This is a genomic window from Mesorhizobium sp. WSM3873 (assembly GCF_001672445.1).
Lineage (GTDB): Bacteria > Pseudomonadota > Alphaproteobacteria > Rhizobiales > Rhizobiaceae > Mesorhizobium.
The window spans coordinates 108,023-121,365 of sequence record NZ_LYTM01000014.1 but is presented as its reverse complement, the minus strand read 5'-3'; the positions used below and the strand labels follow the sequence as shown (position 1 = coordinate 121,365).

25 protein-coding genes and 2 pseudogenes are annotated in these 13,343 nt (G+C 59.6%); 12 read left to right on the top strand and 15 right to left on the bottom strand.

Features of this window, described 5'->3' with window-relative positions:
- The 3 genes and pseudogenes from A9K71_RS12800 to A9K71_RS32535 form a co-directional block, all read right to left on the bottom strand.
- Positions 1-580 (bottom strand): chemotaxis protein CheB (locus A9K71_RS12800; protein ID WP_197504226.1); only part of this gene is annotated, 580 nt, incomplete at its 3' end.
- Positions 534-1,589 (bottom strand): chemotaxis protein CheB, encoded by a 1,056-nt coding sequence (locus A9K71_RS12795; RefSeq protein WP_066995627.1) that lies wholly within the window; start codon positions 1,587-1,589, stop codon positions 534-536. The genes A9K71_RS12800 and A9K71_RS12795, both read right to left, overlap by 47 nt.
- 282 nt (positions 1,590-1,871) lie before the next feature.
- Positions 1,872-2,288: pseudogene (locus tag A9K71_RS32535) on the bottom strand (SOS response-associated peptidase family protein).
- Between the two features lie 1,071 nt (positions 2,289-3,359).
- On the opposite strand from A9K71_RS32535, the gene A9K71_RS12790 reads away from it, so the two are divergent.
- Entirely contained in the window at positions 3,360-3,617 is a 258-nt protein-coding gene (locus tag A9K71_RS12790) for a hypothetical protein (protein WP_066995599.1), read from the top strand.
- Positions 3,605-3,781: a hypothetical protein gene (locus A9K71_RS31430; RefSeq protein WP_156752648.1), complete on the top strand. Its 177-nt coding sequence runs from the start codon at positions 3,605-3,607 to the stop codon at positions 3,779-3,781. The genes A9K71_RS12790 and A9K71_RS31430 overlap by 13 nt, the downstream gene beginning before the upstream one ends.
- Before the next feature lie 383 nt (positions 3,782-4,164).
- Here A9K71_RS31430 and A9K71_RS31425 read toward each other — a convergent pair whose 3' ends face one another.
- Positions 4,165-4,341: a hypothetical protein gene (locus tag A9K71_RS31425; RefSeq protein WP_156752647.1), complete on the bottom strand. Its 177-nt coding sequence runs from the start codon at positions 4,339-4,341 to the stop codon at positions 4,165-4,167.
- A gap of 308 nt (positions 4,342-4,649) precedes the next feature.
- Between A9K71_RS31425 and A9K71_RS12785 the strand changes: the two genes are divergently transcribed.
- Both A9K71_RS12785 and A9K71_RS31420 read left to right on the top strand, forming a co-directional pair.
- Positions 4,650-4,958, top strand: a complete 309-nt coding sequence (locus A9K71_RS12785; RefSeq protein ID WP_066995596.1) for a hypothetical protein — start codon at positions 4,650-4,652, stop codon at positions 4,956-4,958.
- Positions 4,959-5,372: 414 nt separating this feature from the next.
- Positions 5,373-5,531, top strand: a complete 159-nt coding sequence (locus A9K71_RS31420) for a hypothetical protein (RefSeq protein ID WP_156752646.1) — start codon at positions 5,373-5,375, stop codon at positions 5,529-5,531.
- A 1,111-nt stretch (positions 5,532-6,642) separates the two neighbouring features.
- On the opposite strand, the gene A9K71_RS12775 is transcribed toward A9K71_RS31420, so the two are convergent.
- Positions 6,643-6,951 carry a hypothetical protein gene (locus tag A9K71_RS12775; RefSeq protein ID WP_245299609.1) on the bottom strand — a complete coding sequence of 103 codons (309 nt, stop codon included), beginning with the start codon at positions 6,949-6,951 and terminating at the stop codon, positions 6,643-6,645.
- A gap of 26 nt (positions 6,952-6,977) precedes the next feature.
- Positions 6,978-7,188: pseudogene (locus tag A9K71_RS32900) on the bottom strand (cold-shock protein).
- Between A9K71_RS32900 and A9K71_RS32895 the strand changes: the two are divergent.
- From A9K71_RS32895 to A9K71_RS12760, 4 genes are all read left to right on the top strand, one after another.
- The gene (locus tag A9K71_RS32895; protein ID WP_280940551.1) at positions 7,099-7,356 is read left to right on the top strand and encodes a hypothetical protein; all 258 of its coding nucleotides are present in this window, start codon (positions 7,099-7,101) and stop codon (positions 7,354-7,356) included. The pseudogene A9K71_RS32900 and the gene A9K71_RS32895 sit on opposite strands and share 90 nt — an antisense overlap.
- 84 nt (positions 7,357-7,440) lie before the next feature.
- Positions 7,441-7,737: a DUF892 family protein gene (locus A9K71_RS12765; protein WP_245299608.1), complete on the top strand. Its 297-nt coding sequence runs from the start codon at positions 7,441-7,443 to the stop codon at positions 7,735-7,737.
- Positions 7,704-8,198: a DUF982 domain-containing protein gene (locus A9K71_RS33015; protein WP_343221326.1), complete on the top strand. Its 495-nt coding sequence runs from the start codon at positions 7,704-7,706 to the stop codon at positions 8,196-8,198. Before A9K71_RS12765 ends, A9K71_RS33015 begins: the two co-directional genes overlap by 34 nt.
- A 127-nt stretch (positions 8,199-8,325) precedes the next feature.
- Complete coding sequence (locus A9K71_RS12760; protein WP_066995590.1) at positions 8,326-8,583, top strand: hypothetical protein; 258 nt, start codon at positions 8,326-8,328, stop codon at positions 8,581-8,583.
- A 41-nt stretch (positions 8,584-8,624) separates the two neighbouring features.
- Here the strand turns inward: A9K71_RS12760 and A9K71_RS12755 are convergent, their stop codons facing one another.
- From A9K71_RS12755 to A9K71_RS30320, 9 genes are all read right to left on the bottom strand, one after another.
- A complete protein-coding gene (locus A9K71_RS12755) occupies positions 8,625-9,377 on the bottom strand; it encodes an NYN domain-containing protein (protein ID WP_066995625.1) in 753 nt (250 codons plus the stop codon).
- A 12-nt stretch (positions 9,378-9,389) separates the two neighbouring features.
- Positions 9,390-9,569, bottom strand: a complete 180-nt coding sequence (locus A9K71_RS31415) for a hypothetical protein (protein ID WP_141245576.1) — start codon at positions 9,567-9,569, stop codon at positions 9,390-9,392.
- Positions 9,570-9,572: 3 nt separating this feature from the next.
- Positions 9,573-9,722, bottom strand: a complete 150-nt coding sequence (locus A9K71_RS32050; protein WP_170950436.1) for a hypothetical protein — start codon at positions 9,720-9,722, stop codon at positions 9,573-9,575.
- A 98-nt stretch (positions 9,723-9,820) separates the two neighbouring features.
- Entirely contained in the window at positions 9,821-10,072 is a 252-nt protein-coding gene (locus A9K71_RS12745) for a DUF982 domain-containing protein (protein WP_066995584.1), read from the bottom strand.
- Between the two features lie 80 nt (positions 10,073-10,152).
- Positions 10,153-10,428: a DUF1488 domain-containing protein gene (locus A9K71_RS12740; protein WP_066995581.1), complete on the bottom strand. Its 276-nt coding sequence runs from the start codon at positions 10,426-10,428 to the stop codon at positions 10,153-10,155.
- On the bottom strand, positions 10,425-10,745 hold the full coding sequence (locus A9K71_RS12735) for a hypothetical protein (protein WP_066995579.1): 321 nt from the start codon (positions 10,743-10,745) through the stop codon (positions 10,425-10,427). Before A9K71_RS12735 ends, A9K71_RS12740 begins: the two co-directional genes overlap by 4 nt.
- On the bottom strand, positions 10,696-10,983 hold the full coding sequence (locus A9K71_RS30330; protein ID WP_343221323.1) for a hypothetical protein: 288 nt from the start codon (positions 10,981-10,983) through the stop codon (positions 10,696-10,698). The genes A9K71_RS12735 and A9K71_RS30330 overlap by 50 nt, the downstream gene beginning before the upstream one ends.
- Positions 10,984-11,013: 30 nt before the next feature.
- Entirely contained in the window at positions 11,014-11,151 is a 138-nt protein-coding gene (locus A9K71_RS32045; RefSeq protein WP_197092118.1) for a hypothetical protein, read from the bottom strand.
- Between the two features lie 280 nt (positions 11,152-11,431).
- Complete coding sequence (locus A9K71_RS30320) at positions 11,432-11,695, bottom strand: hypothetical protein (RefSeq protein WP_082980486.1); 264 nt, start codon at positions 11,693-11,695, stop codon at positions 11,432-11,434.
- 26 nt (positions 11,696-11,721) lie between these two features.
- Here A9K71_RS30320 and A9K71_RS31410 point away from each other — a divergent pair, with 26 nt between their 5' ends.
- The 4 genes from A9K71_RS31410 to A9K71_RS30315 all read left to right on the top strand — a co-directional run bounded on the left by A9K71_RS31410 (position 11,722) and on the right by A9K71_RS30315 (position 12,979).
- Positions 11,722-12,096 (top strand): hypothetical protein, encoded by a 375-nt coding sequence (locus A9K71_RS31410; protein ID WP_156319993.1) that lies wholly within the window; start codon positions 11,722-11,724, stop codon positions 12,094-12,096.
- A 146-nt stretch (positions 12,097-12,242) separates the two neighbouring features.
- Positions 12,243-12,455 carry a hypothetical protein gene (locus tag A9K71_RS12725; protein ID WP_156319992.1) on the top strand — a complete coding sequence of 71 codons (213 nt, stop codon included), beginning with the start codon at positions 12,243-12,245 and terminating at the stop codon, positions 12,453-12,455.
- Positions 12,456-12,501: 46 nt separating this feature from the next.
- A complete protein-coding gene (locus A9K71_RS12720) occupies positions 12,502-12,693 on the top strand; it encodes a hypothetical protein (protein WP_066995571.1) in 192 nt (63 codons plus the stop codon).
- Between the two features lie 103 nt (positions 12,694-12,796).
- Complete coding sequence (locus A9K71_RS30315) at positions 12,797-12,979, top strand: hypothetical protein (RefSeq protein ID WP_082980485.1); 183 nt, start codon at positions 12,797-12,799, stop codon at positions 12,977-12,979.
- Positions 12,980-13,343 lie beyond the last annotated feature (364 nt).

Below are 13,343 nucleotides of genomic sequence, written 5' to 3'. Positions count from 1 at the left end.
GCACCATGTCGATCATGCCGCTCTGCACGGCGCTGCGCATCATGCCGTCATATTCGGCGCCTGCCTGCGCAAGCGTCAGCCCGCCGTGCTCCTTGATCGCCCTCAGACCGATGGTGCCGTCGCTGCCGGTCCCGGACAGGATCAGCCCGGCCGCCTGCTCCGACTGCTCCTGCGCCAGCGAGGTGAAGAAATCGTCGATCGGCGTGCGCTTTACGCGCGTGGCGGCCATTTTGGCCATGTGAAAACGCTGGCCCTGTATGGTCACCGAGACACCGGGCGGGATGACGTAAATCTTGTCCGGCTCGACTTCCATGCCCTCGGCCGCGGTTTGCGTTTCGATCGCGGTTGAGCGCTGGATGATGCTGGCGAGCACACTCTCATGCTCCGCATGGAGGTGTTGGATCACGACATAGGCAAAGCCGCTGTCGGCCGGCACTTCCGGAAAGAACTTCTGCAACGCCGCGATGCCGCCCGCCGAGGCGCCGATGCCGATGACGGGGAACAGCGCGGGCTCTCTCTCATCCTGGGGCGGGCTAGTCCGTGCCTTCCTTGTGCTTGCCTTCCTCGCCGCCTGCGCCATTGCCTGTTACCTGTGTCCGCCTGCTTTCCAGGATGCGCTCGATGACGGAGGCATCCGCTTCGTATTCCCGCGCCCGCTTGCCGAACTCGTTAGCGAGTGTGGCACGGTTCTGTGCCTTTTCACGCTCGGCCATGCGCCGGGCAAACTCCGCCCGCTGCTGATGCGACCGCAGCAAGCTCCACAGGATTTCGTCCGCCTCGATCGCCTGCGCCTCCATGACCGCGTCTGCAGTGAAGGCATGCCCGGTATGGCACCGATAACGCAGCATGTCACCGTCTTCGATCTCCCACAGCGGCCCGTGGCATTCCGGGCATGTAAACACCGACAATTGGCCAAGTCGATCTGCTTTTTGCATGGTCGAATGCTCCTGTGCCGCGATTGCGGCCTCCAGCCTGACCCTTGGCGGGGCCACCAAGGTTTCGCCCGCCGGCTCGGCCGCCAGCTTCCCCAACAAGCCGCCAAGCTTGGCGGCGGGTTCGCAAAGATCGATGTCGACATAACGCAGCGCGCTTTCCACCATGGAAGGCACCAGCGCGTCCTTGGGATGCTGGATCACCGCAAGGCCCCCGACCGCCTTGATAGCCCGCAAGCCGGCGGTCCCGTCGGAAAGCGAGCCCGACAGCAGCACCCCGATCACGCTGGCGCCATAGCTTAACGCTGCCGAACGGAACAGAGGGTCTACCGCTGGCCGGGCCAGGTTCTCGCGCGGGCCGCGGCGCAGCATCATGTGATCGTCATGCAGAAGAAGATGGAAGCCAGGCGGCGCCACATAGATGTTGCCGGCCTTGAAGGACTCACCGTTCCTGGCGACGGAGACCTTCAGCGCTCCCGCCCGGTCGAGAATTCCCGGCAGATAGCTGACCTGGCCGACATGAAGCACGATAAAGACGGCCGCCGGCAGATCCGCAGGCAAGTCGCTCACGATCGCTTTCAGAGGCTCGACGCCACCCGCCGAGGCGCCGATGACGATGATGCAGCGGTTGCGCGCCTTGGCTCGCCGCGAGTTCATTGCGTTCTCGCGGCCGGGTGACATTCGTTTGCGGAAGTTGGCCATGTCGCCCTGGGTTGCGCCCACCTCACTCATAAGTCGACTAGCGAGACTCGGTTCCATGGGGACAAGGCGTCCGCGAGAATACCGGCCTATTTTTTTTCGTTAAATCGCTCCGGCCTTGATGCAGACGGCGCGCTGGTCTAGCCGCCGGTTTCGATCAAGGCGTTGCCGACGAAATGTCCCAGTGTAGAGCAAGGATCCGGATTCTGTCGCCGAGCTCGGGGTAGCTCTCGATCCGGCTCAATAGGACGGCGGCTTGTTGCCGGCCGCCTCCGCCAAAGACCGGCTATCGCGATGAACGGGGAGCCGTTGAGCGTAAAGCGATGTTTCGCCTTCGGGTGCTTCGTTCTGGTAAATTCGACGAAAGCTGAGGCCGGTATAAGGCAGCGCTTGCTATTTGCGAGTTGTCGCCCCTCGGACCGGAAATTGAACACCGGCCCGCCTTTTGGGCCAGAGGGCGGGAAGCCGAACGTCATTGAGGCCAGCTCGATTGCATCGCCGGCAACGCGCATTATTGGCGCCGGATCGTTGATGCGGAGGTCGTCCGCTTGGGGCAGGTCGAGTTCATTCTGATGGCTGGGAACCCTGCAAAGCGAGCGACTCCATCATGCGGCAGTATTCAGCCCAAGCGATGTGCTGCTCGTAATCGTTGCACATACCGTCTCCAGGAATCCGCGGTTTCTGACCCCAAACGCCGGAACGCTCGCTCTCAGCCGAATTTTCCGTTGTAATCGAGGCAGGCCCGCCGTGGCAGACAAGGCGCGCGGGTGCTCGGAGTGTTCAGCCGCTACGGATGCCCGGTGGTTAGACCGGTTGGGCCTCCGCCGGGCGCGATCTGACTATCGCGGAGTGCTTGGATTTCCAGTCGGACTCGTTGCGCTCGTTCCCGCTCAGTCTTGACGGCAGCCACTATCAGCTGGCCCTCGGCGCGAAGCCGGAGCGTCTCGGTTGTAAACAGCCATGAAATAGCCGGTGTCGTCCATTGTCCGACCCACTTTTGTGATGGAAATGGCCTTTGTTCCACCCGGTTTTCCGCCAACGCGGGATGCAGGCCGCCCGATGATCAGTTGTCCGTCATCCTATGAAGACCAAGCCGCATCAGCTGGGCTTCGGCAAAGTTAAAGGCCGGCACCCGCTCCCGGAATGAGCATTGATCGTGCCTACACCGCATTCCTCTACCACGACGCGCCATCCATCCCTGGTGTCAGAGATCGAGACCGCGTTCCGGGTGATAAGGGGGCTTAACCGGTGGGGGTCAACCAGCGGCCTGGTTTCACGCAATTTCTGACGGGAACGGTCGATAGCTTCCCTTGTCTCGGCGATCAGCCGAAAGTCGTTGTTATAGAGTGTGCGCGGGAAGGGATTGACAGGGTCATCGGACATAGCCGCCTCCAGTCGCAGACGGGAGCTGTCTCTCAGCCGCCGATATCCATTTGGCTGTTACCGGCGGTGCGCATTAACTTACAGGAACCGGGTTCAGTTCCCGATCAAATGAGTTCCGCCCTTCAGGCGAGTGCTGAACAACTTGTGCCCGGGAACATCGGACTTCAGTCGCAAATCTCGTTAGTTGCGAGTCCGCTCATTTGGATGCAGGATCAATGCTCCCCACCTTTTCAAGGGGTGGGGTGGCCCGACCCGTGATAATCCTGTGTCACCTAGATTAAGCGGGCCGGGCCGCAGAGGTTCCTGGGGGTGCACCAGCCAAACAGTATTCTCGGACCCGACGACATGGCGATGCTTGAAACAGTGCTCCAGAAGCTATTACCCGCAAGTGCCGACGCCGCCGAAAGGGAATGGCTGGGTAGCTTGTTGATCGCAGCCTTCCAGAACGGGGCGACAGACGAGGCGGCGCTGATTGCCACGATGGATAGGAAAGCTAACCGTAAGCTTGCGTCTCCCTGTATGCAAACCTTCGCCTCGCTGCATCATTTGATAGCTTCTCATCCAGCAGCCTTTGCCAGCAGCCGCGATAGATGCAGTTCGTGAAGCTCCTGCGTGGTTTCGAGAAGTTCGAGGAATTCAAGCGCCTTGGCGATCGGCGATTCGAGCCGTTCCAATTGGGCTATGTGCTCCCGCTGCTGGGCGATGTGTCGTCTACCCAGGCTAACATGCCCGCGCACCATGCGGATGTCATCGGCAAGAGCCATTGACGGTAACGGTATCACGCACGCCGCGTTCTTGCACTGATTCCGGGCAAACAAGAGCCCGCTCGCCTGAGGGGGGTCGAACGGGCTCCGGGGGAAATGCCCCCACGCGGCCCGGTGAACCTTGGCCGGGGACACACGCCGCGACACCCAACGGGATTGGTTGATGGAATTGTTCCCTCCCGCCCGGCGCGACCGAACTCTGAGGAGCTGACGCTTTGGTCCCTCCCCCTGAAACCTTCGCCTCGGCTGCATCATTTGATAGAGCCGACGGCGTACACCCCTCTCATGCCGCCGACGAAGAAAGTGAATAGATGCCGGCCATCCCGTTGCCTGGCGTGACGGGCATCCGTTAACGGGCCTTCGCAGCGCTGCTCTGTTGGGTCGCGCTACAGCTTTTTCAGCAACCGCGCCTCTCGAAGGAGCGAAGCCGGGGCATTGCCGATCATGTCTACGAGGTCGCGCGCTTGGGCTTCGGTGATGCCGGTCTCCCGGGTTAGGAACTGCACGATCAATTGCTTATGTGCCCGCGCGCGGTCGCTAAGCTCTTGCCCGGTTTCGGCCATAGGAAAAGTCCCCAGTGGTCCGCAACGCGACTTGACCAGTTTGGTTCCCACAAAAAAGCCCGTCGCGGATAATCAGCGTAAGCGACGGGCTTTTTCGGTTGCCACCGCGCGGCTGCACCCCCGAAGGGATCGACCACTCACCTGCAACTCACGGGCGCGTGATTGGTTGCAGCTTCGATGCAGTTCTGGGTTGTCGAAAAGGATAGCCCGGAGGACTTGGCGGCGGGCTATCTCTGACCCACAATCTATTCTACTCGTAGACATTAGCTCAAGCTTGACGAAGACAGTCGCCGCGCCAGACTCAACTCATGGCAAAGGGTAGCATCAACATTGGCGACGAGGTCGCGATTAGAGCCAAAGTTCGCAGGCGCGTCACCGAGGATCGAGTGAGCGTGTCGATCCCGTCCTATGGGCAGCCCCATTCCATCGTTGATCGGATCTCGAAGGCTAAGCAGGGCCAGGAGATCGAGCTGCGAGGCGATGTCACCCGCGTAGACGAAGGCAAAGTGACCATCAACTTAGGCGTTCCTGTCACGGTGAATGCCGATACGGTCAGAGTGGTGACCCCTTACAAACCGCCGACAAGGGAGACGCCGGTTGTGGCCAAGGCGACGTGACCAAGCTGTCCGATCTCGGGCCGCCAATCATCGGCCGCCGCCACAGCAAGGAATACGTCAACGAACGCGACCATTTCCACAAGTGCCCGGTCTGCGGATAGGCGGTCGACTGGCGCGATCTGCGACAAGTGATCTGGCATGAACAGCCGGGCCACGAACCGCTAGAGACAGACGCCTAGAAGCGTAGCTTGCCTGTCTCACTTCGGGACCAAACTGCTGGCATCCGCTTTGCATCAAAGAAACTGCCGTTCCTCCACCGGACTCCTGATGGGGATCAGGATGAGTGCGCCGGGCTTGAGGATTTGGGGTTCCTCGCCCGGCGATCTTTCTTTCAGCAGTCGCTAAGAACTGGTGTCTTCGCACCAGAGGACGGGAGGATTCACAGCGAATCCGTTTCGATCTAGGATCTTTGCTATGGCCGCGATCTTCGATGATATCGCCACTGCCCTCAGAGAGCCCCGCGTTGTCATTTGGGCCAAGGTCCGCGTCATTGCCCTAGACGCTGCCGGCCAGTTCTTTACGCGCATTGCCATCGGTATCGGTTTCGCGATCGGTCACGCCTTCGCCGGCTGACCCAAACAACAATTGCCATCGCCCGCCGTGACGCTATGGTTAACGCTGTCCGGGGTTTTGGCTACCCACTCCCCGACCACCTCGGCCCGGCGGCGCGTCGACCACTTCCCCCGAAGCAAGATGACTGCCGGGCCGTTCTACAGCCTCAGGCGCGTGAGGGCGGCAGGGTCTAGCCGAGGCCATAGCCCTGGCTATGTAAGTTGCCCGCCATTCGAGAGTGCAGAACGAAAAGAGACCAAGAGCGTGGCGACGCCCTATAAGCGGCCCGACGAGAAAGACGGCTCTGGTGCCCAGCCGAGTTGAGGCTCCCGACATTCATCTGAAACCTTATGAACGGCCCCGCGTTGGCTTCTCACGATTTCGTTAAGATGCAAGGTGTGAAGCGGTCGTGCTGGACGGAAGCCGACATAGACGAGTTTGCGGCAAAGCACGGCCTGACAACCAGGCAGGCCGAAATTGTGATCCAGAGCAACGGTCCATCCAAGCGCAAATGCGACCTGGCAGCCGAGGCATTTATGGCCGCGCTCAGACAGTGCAGTTATTCGCGCGAAAAAGGCGCGAGAAGATCTCCTCTAAGGTCGGGAAGCAATGATAGCCGTAGGGTTTGAACTATGTCCGGTGAAGCCGCGACCTCTCACAAGGTCGCGAGCGAGGACAGACCGGAGGTCGCAGCTACCAAGATGACTTGGCCGGGCCGTTGGAGGCCGGCGCCCGAAAGTCCATGGGTTGGGTGACTGACCGGGCCACGCAGCTCGCCTTCAAGTGGAGCTGGGGCGACCCGGCCTGGGGTGGGGAAGTCAGCGGGACTTGGGCGTATCAGGCCGGGCCTCTTACCCGTTCAGCGAGAGGGCAGATGCGCACTTTGCGCCGCCTTTGTAGCGACTGACATTAAATTTTCTAAGACTTTGCCCCGGCAAACGGCTCGTCTCAGGGTGCCCGGCCTGGGGTAGTTCCAGTAGCCATGGTTGGGCGGGCCGGGCTTGCCCCGTTTGGGCAGGGGGCAAGCTGGTATTATGCGCCACCTTCCGGCAACTGACAGCAGAACTTGAGGCATGGCTGACAAACCCGTCGCAACTTCCTGCCCGTTGTTGTGATCGTATCGCTGATACAGCTAGCCGTGCTTACGCCCGTTCGTTGGCTTCTTCGCCGCCGGCGTGTGCGTATTTGTTGCCTCACTGGCAAGCCTCGCCAGCCCTAACCGCTCGGTCTTCTGTTCTCGCGCGGCGTCTTCACCGTCGAAAATTTGGCGGGCTGCCCTGGTTGTGGCGTCCTGCTTCGTTTCGATCGCGGTCGGCTTGGGTTTGAATATTCCTTGCGGTATTTCAGGGTGTCGCATGATGCGCTCCCCAATCGGAAAAGAAAAAAAGGCCGGGCTTGCCTGACCTCTCTCATTTGCGTTCTGTGGCCAGTGCCAGTACATTCGTGGTCAACCGCCAGTGCAATAATTTATGCGGCTTGCAGGTTCTCGGCCGCGAATTTGCCGTTACGGTTGTCCTTTACGAGTTCGAAGCTGAGTTTCTGGCCCCTCGACAAGTGAGCGCATACCGGCCCGCTCGACAGCGGAGATGTGAACGAAGACGTCGGGCTGGCCGCCACCCTGCTCGATGAAGCCGAAGCCTTTGGTCGCGTTGAAGAACTTTACGGTTCCCGTATTCATGGCGATTTCCTTTCAATCATCCATAGAAAATTGCTTGCCGTGCAAGATACACGGCAAACGGTTCAGATCGATTTTGAGAGGAGAAGATCGCCGAAGACGCGTATCGCGTTAGAAACAAAGTTCGACAGCCAAGATCGATATTTGCAACATAGGCCCACTCTATTCTAAACAAGGCGCGGCCGGACATAATTCTTCACTGACGGACGAGCTTCCAACTGGCGAGGCGGTTCTGGAATGGCACTCGGCAGCTGATTGCGTAATCCACCATCCGACCTGGATGGCGGGACGATCACCGCGAGTGGCGGAAAGTCACCAGGCCGGGTGGTGACACAGAACCATTCGTTGCGTCCGCTCTTTCTCCCTGCCAATTCCAGCGCGGAGGACCACTTTAAGGAAACGAAGGGTCAGCTCACGAAAATCGAACAGGTGTTCAAGTCGACCGGCAAGAAGACTTCCGGCGAGAAATACGACGTTATCGAAGGGCCTCGCTTGGAAGTCGGCGGCCCGATCCTCGAATGCCGGCTTGCTGGCGGCCTGCCAGGCGGTTGAGCACCCATGACATTGCCCGGCCGGCTCTTTGGGGGAATGGGCGAAGGAGGCTCGAGCACGATAAGACGCATAAGCTGCTCAGCAGATCCTCGACCAGGAGAAACACCTCGCGTCAACAAAGCGGCTTGACGGCGAACTGGGAGGTCCCGCGCGAATTGGGGCGGAACGTGGAATTGCCTCGCTATCCAAGCGTCGATGCCCTAAGGACAGCGATGCAAAATCCCAAATTCACTCAGCCGGTGACTGTTCGGGCTAGTGCTCAAGGCGCCGAGACGATCATCACTGACGTTCACGAATGCTCGTCATTTCTGCTTCGGAAGTGGCCGGGCAAGCGTGGACCGTCACATCGCGCCGCGCTCCAGGCTTGCCACGATGCCAGCGCGGACAAAAAGCCCACATCGAGCGTTCGGCGGGCGTTCGCTTTGGCTGCGCGCGAGGCTGGTATCCTGGTGGGGCAATAACGGAGCGGGCTTGCCGTGGGACACGCGGGATATATCTATCCCCACGCCGAGGGTAGTTACCTGGCCAACCGACATGAATAGACGACCAGCGTGATGCCGTTTGCAGACAAGTCAAAGGAGGTCCGCCATGTCAAACCCGTCACGGGCATTCTACACAAGTTCCAACGGCGACCGCTGGCTGGTCGTCAAGGTCGGCGAGCGCGATGAGATTTTCGTGAGGCACGAGCCAAACCGGGCTTCGGGCGGTCAACCCTCCGAGGTTGACATCGAGACGTTCATGGCCCGCGGGCCTGGCTCGCCCGAAGGCGAAGCCTTGATCGATCTGCTCGACCAGCTGCGCACCGAACAGGACCGGGCGAGCATGGAAAAGCCAGACGGTCGATAAATAGCCAACCTGCAAGGACTCGGATAGCTACGCCGTACCGGTCACGCCTTCCGCCCTCCCCTTCGCGCTGCCTGCGGTTTGATTCTTATGCGCAACGTCCCGCCCTCCGGGCGGTCGATTTCGAACGCGTTCGTCTTGCGGACGAGATCGCTTAGCTTGCGAAAACCAAAGGTGCGGGGATCGAAGTCGGAGGCCAGATTGGCAAGCTGCGTGCCGACCGCACCGAGCGGAACCCAGCCATCCTCGCTTTCCATCTGCGCGATAATCTTGCGGATGATCGGCACGGCCGCTGAGGGCGGTTGCAATGGCTTCACGCTCGATACCGCCTCAGGTTCGTTGCCCGGCGCAGACGGAAGCAGATTCTCGGTATAGACAAATCGCCGGCATGCCTGTCGGAAACTCTCGGGCGTCTTCTGTTCGCCGAAGCCGAAGACGTCGATGCCCTGCTCGCGGATGCGGGCGGCCAGCCGGGTAAAATCACTGTCGGAGGAAACCAGGCAGAAACCATCAAACCGACCGCTATGGAGCAGATCCATCGCGTCGATCACGAGGGTGATGTCGGAGGCGTTCTTGCCTGTTGTGTAGGCGAACTGCTGCTGGGGTATGATTGCGTGCTTCGAAAGAACGTCGGCCCACGCTTTCGAACGCGAGCTTGAAAAATCGCCGTAGATGCGACGCACGCTGGCCTCGCCAATCTTGGCGATCTCCTCGAACAGCCCGTCGGCGATCTTGGCGGAGGCATTGTCGGCATCGATCAGAACGGCTAGGCGCGGCGACCGCGGCTCGGACGGTATCATAGAGCTTTCCTAGCGCTGTTCGTGCGACCTGAAGTTTTTGCTCTCAATGTCAATGATGTCGCCGCAGTTGGAGCATTCCATCTGGGTGTGAGTACGAATCCAGCCGACGAGGGTCTTTGCCTGATGATGGCAACGGGGACATTCCACGTCGATTTCGAAGCTGTCTGTCTCGCGCTGCGTCATCGCCATGCCTCAGCTTTCGTCAGCAGCAGGCTCTCGCGCCTCTTTCTGCTCTATGGGTTTCTCCTTCGCAGCTTTCCCGGCAAGCTTGGCTTCTTTCTTGGCCGCCTTGGCCTTGTCTCGTTGACTCCGCTCGTATCGATAGTTTGGCTTCATCGCCATTCGAACTCTCCCTATCTGGTAGTCCGCAAGGCGCCGAATGCTGGCTGATCGCTACCCGGCCAGCGCGCGGCTTCAAACCGCGCAGTCGTTCGCCAAGCTCAGTAAATCTCAACCGTGCGGTCGTACCCGATCCCCGCACCCTTAAGCGCGGTAAGGAATGCCGCACTCGCGTCATCGGCAGCACTATCTTCGGCGCAGCACTTCATCGCGTCAGTCCACGCCGGGCTGTCATTTCCAGGCCAATGGTCAAACAGGAAATCCGAGGCCTGTGCAACGGATTCAATCAGAGTGAAGCCGATCGGACCGGCGACATAGACAACCACGGGAACCCGGAATTTTTTGCCAGCCATCGTGCACCCTACGCCCAATTGTATGGAAAGACGAGCGCGGCGGGTCGATTGTTCACCCGCTTTGACCGCAACCGATGCTGCTACCTGAAATCGGCGGCGGTCAAAGTGTAGGAGTCGCGGCGGTGGCGCGCATAAACCTTGCCTGCCACGTGCTGGATGGAGGTTCGCAGGCCATCGAATGCCGAAAGATAGGCCGTCTCCACGCTAGCCTTCCCACCCAGGACAATGCCGTTTTTGGCCAGAGCCTCGGCCTCGATGAAGAAACGGATTTGAAACATGCCGTCATGACCGATGAAGTAGACGCCGTTACGCTCCTGATCGAAACTTCGGGTGGGGTTCGGGAACGCGAGCGTCATGACTGATCTGCCGGTGTCTCGGGAGCAACGAAGAAGCGCGCGGCGATCCTCTGCTTGCGGCGCTCCCTGTTGCAAAAGTTGAGGGACAGCATGCTTCTCGTCGCTTCCGAACGGCTGAGCCCGATCATGGAGGCGCCGTTCACATGCGCTGGAATGCCCGTGAAGACGTGATAGACGGTCCAGGAACGATCGACTTCGACGCGGCGGCCATATTGATGATCCCCAAAGTCGCATGCCTGCGCGCCGGCCGCATTGTCCTCGCCTGGATTAGCGGATAATTCGCGAGCTGCATCGGTGCGATGGTTGCTGGCGTTCATGATGCCGGCCCTTTGTCCATGTCACCCTGCGCAGCAATAACGCTGGAATAGACCGTCGCACCCTCGGCGTCGGCAATGGCGACGGCATCTGGCCATTGGGCATGTTCAGTGTCCTCGCCAGAAGCCGCGCGATCTCGATCGCCGCGTCGAGGTCGGCCGCGTCCACGGTCTCACGGCCGACAACGGCGTGCGCGTCGTCGGCAACGCGCGTGCGATAGAATTGGATCACGACCTTCATCCGAGTTCGTCGCGCACGATCATCCTGCCGTCAGCCCTTGCTCTTGCTTTGGGCGTGGGTGCCGCCGGCGCCCTTGATTTGGCCGAACGCACTCTCAGGCTTCAGCGGAAGCTTTTCCTGCTTCGGCTTCCTGATCTCTCTGTTCGAGCGTTTCTGTCCCTTGGCCATGTCCGAACGTCCTTTTGATGAGTTATGCCGCCGTGCGATACTTCGGCGACCGGTTCCAGCCTGTCCTCCGTGACAACCCGCTCGTGCGGTTCGGCGTCGCTGCGGATGCGATATTGCGGCGAGTTTCCCCTCGGAGGCAGGGTACGAGTGACACGGTAGACTTCGCCGGTCTTTGGACCGACGCCGAGACCGCCCTTCAACCGGACCGCCTGTCCGATGTCAAAAAGGCGCGCCGGGGCTCCGTGCTGGATGGGTCGTGCTTTGCGTTGCATGAGGGTGGTCATGGTTGTCTCCGGTCCTTGTCGAGCGCCGCCTCGAGTAATGCCGGCTCAATCTGCACCATTTGTTCCTTGGACCCCCTCAAGGAGATCGCTGGCAGGTGAATGAACGCGGCCACGCGGCACCAAGCGGTGTGGGAAGCGCTTTCGAGAGCCTCCTCATCAAGATCGACACGATACTCTCTAGCCGGTTGCGGCGCATCGAAGCCGGGCAGCAAAAACGCTGCATTGAAGCGAACGACGGTCGACGTAGTGCGAGTGGTCACTTGCGGCTCTCTGCGGAAACGTGCGCATGCGCCGACTGCTTCAGTTCCAGCCAACCGGCGAAACAATCTCGGATGCCGCTCGTACATCCTTGGTCAGCGCGGGATCATCTTCAGGGTACGAACGTAGCGAGATGCCGCGCCGGGAGCAGCGCAATGCATTCGCTATCGAAAATTCGGATACGGATGGCGAGGCTTCACGCATGACCTCGACAAAAATCAACGGACTTATATATGCGCCCCAATTGCGCTGGGAACAAGGTGCTTCCGCGTCTTTATTTTATTGGTCAAATAAAAACTCAAATGCATCGCTCAAAAAGCGGCAGAATTTTTCCTCGTTCCACGCAAAATTTTCCCCGTTTCCGCAATTATTTCGACGAATTATCTGCGGGGTTGGCAAATAATTTCGCTTCTCCTATCTATCGCTAGGAAAGCAGTCTATAGAAAGGGTATGCGAACCCGTTCCGCCACGCGAAAGAAATTGCCGTTAAGGCTTGGTCGCCCGACAGCCGCGCCAACCACCAAGCCTGGCATGTTGAGCACATCCGGAGTGTCCTCCAAGCATGAACTGCACCGCGGTTTCGGCAAGCTTGGCACCAAGGCGCAGCTGAGTGTGGCGACGGCGCGGACTAGCGCAAATTTGATGATGGGGACGCGCATGGGTGCGGCACTCTCTTCATATGGTCCATTCGCCTTAAAGGTGTGTGTCGCGCTCTGGATTACCGCTTTGCTGGCCTCGGTTTTTGTCATCTTAAAAGCCTGAACTCGGTCGGCATTCGTGGAGAGGCGAAAACGAGAAGGATGCGAGCATGGCAAACCGCTACGCGCTTCGGATGGACGAGCCGAACAGCTGGACCGTTTTCGACATCTTCACCGGCCAGCCCGCCGAGTTCGAGAAGAAGATGATGGTCGGCATCAAGACGCGCCGGGCGGAAAAGATTGTTGGCGAAATGAACATTCAGGACGCCAAGCGGCGGGAAGTGGCCGGCCGGGAATCCTAATTGGCAGGCCCACAATACGGTTCAGGGCTTCTGGGCCGGTCATGTGGAGCAACCGCCGAATGTCGACTGCTCCTGCAGTCATTCAGTTGAAAGGATAATACCAATGAGAACCTTGAAAACACCGGATGCACCGCCCCTGGTGATCGAGGCGGTCACCAAGTCACCCAAGATTATCTCAGCTCGGCTGACGATTAGAACCGACGAAGCAACAAGGCGCAGGATCGCTGACACCGACGGCACTCTGAGGCGGGCACGCGAACTCGCGGAACGCAATCGCCTGATTTGAACGAGCCCCTCGTTGGCCCAAGGTATCGACCGAACTAGAGCCGAAAAACTGCAATTCCCAGCCAACCGAGGTGAGGGATTCGGGTGACGAGTGGGAGAGTAACAATGGCAACTGTCGAATTGATAACAGTTGAGGAGCGGCCCGGTGGCCAGCTTTTATTTAATGCTCGCGTGACCTCACCCGCCGGCAAAATAGAACTGCCGATCGCTATCGAGGGCCAAGGATCTGTCGCTTCGAATGAAACGACGGTTCTTCAGTTCGCGCTTGGTTTTGCCAAAGACCTAGGCTTCGGTCCGGCTTCGCCTTGGAGTGCAAAAATAGGGTCTTTAGCAGCGACGAGTCACCACGCCAATGATTTGGTCCG

What these genes read in the sequence shown, in the direction of transcription:
- A9K71_RS12795 (WP_066995627.1), bottom strand. Translation starts at nt 1,589, where the DNA reads ATGAACTCGCGGCGAGCCAAGGCGCGCAACCGCTGCATCATCGTCATC.
- A9K71_RS12790 (WP_066995599.1), top strand. Translation starts at nt 3,360, where the DNA reads ATGGCGATGCTTGAAACAGTGCTCCAGAAGCTATTACCCGCAAGTGCC.
- A9K71_RS31430 (WP_156752648.1), top strand. Translation starts at nt 3,605, where the DNA reads ATGCAGTTCGTGAAGCTCCTGCGTGGTTTCGAGAAGTTCGAGGAATTC.
- A9K71_RS31425 (WP_156752647.1), bottom strand. Translation starts at nt 4,341, where the DNA reads ATGGCCGAAACCGGGCAAGAGCTTAGCGACCGCGCGCGGGCACATAAG.
- A9K71_RS12785 (WP_066995596.1), top strand. Translation starts at nt 4,650, where the DNA reads ATGGCAAAGGGTAGCATCAACATTGGCGACGAGGTCGCGATTAGAGCC.
- A9K71_RS31420 (WP_156752646.1), top strand. Translation starts at nt 5,373, where the DNA reads ATGGCCGCGATCTTCGATGATATCGCCACTGCCCTCAGAGAGCCCCGC.
- A9K71_RS12775 (WP_245299609.1), bottom strand. Translation starts at nt 6,951, where the DNA reads ATGTACTGGCACTGGCCACAGAACGCAAATGAGAGAGGTCAGGCAAGC.
- A9K71_RS33015 (WP_343221326.1), top strand. Translation starts at nt 7,704, where the DNA reads ATGCCGGCTTGCTGGCGGCCTGCCAGGCGGTTGAGCACCCATGACATT.
- A9K71_RS12760 (WP_066995590.1), top strand. Translation starts at nt 8,326, where the DNA reads ATGTCAAACCCGTCACGGGCATTCTACACAAGTTCCAACGGCGACCGC.
- A9K71_RS31415 (WP_141245576.1), bottom strand. Translation starts at nt 9,569, where the DNA reads ATGGCGATGACGCAGCGCGAGACAGACAGCTTCGAAATCGACGTGGAA.
- A9K71_RS32050 (WP_170950436.1), bottom strand. Translation starts at nt 9,722, where the DNA reads ATGGCGATGAAGCCAAACTATCGATACGAGCGGAGTCAACGAGACAAG.
- A9K71_RS12745 (WP_066995584.1), bottom strand. Translation starts at nt 10,072, where the DNA reads ATGGCTGGCAAAAAATTCCGGGTTCCCGTGGTTGTCTATGTCGCCGGT.
- A9K71_RS12740 (WP_066995581.1), bottom strand. Translation starts at nt 10,428, where the DNA reads ATGACGCTCGCGTTCCCGAACCCCACCCGAAGTTTCGATCAGGAGCGT.
- A9K71_RS12735 (WP_066995579.1), bottom strand. Translation starts at nt 10,745, where the DNA reads ATGAACGCCAGCAACCATCGCACCGATGCAGCTCGCGAATTATCCGCT.
- A9K71_RS30330 (WP_343221323.1), bottom strand. Translation starts at nt 10,983, where the DNA reads ATGAAGGTCGTGATCCAATTCTATCGCACGCGCGTTGCCGACGACGCG.
- A9K71_RS32045 (WP_197092118.1), bottom strand. Translation starts at nt 11,151, where the DNA reads ATGGCCAAGGGACAGAAACGCTCGAACAGAGAGATCAGGAAGCCGAAG.
- A9K71_RS31410 (WP_156319993.1), top strand. Translation starts at nt 11,722, where the DNA reads ATGCGCCGACTGCTTCAGTTCCAGCCAACCGGCGAAACAATCTCGGAT.
- A9K71_RS12720 (WP_066995571.1), top strand. Translation starts at nt 12,502, where the DNA reads ATGGCAAACCGCTACGCGCTTCGGATGGACGAGCCGAACAGCTGGACC.
- A9K71_RS30315 (WP_082980485.1), top strand. Translation starts at nt 12,797, where the DNA reads ATGAGAACCTTGAAAACACCGGATGCACCGCCCCTGGTGATCGAGGCG.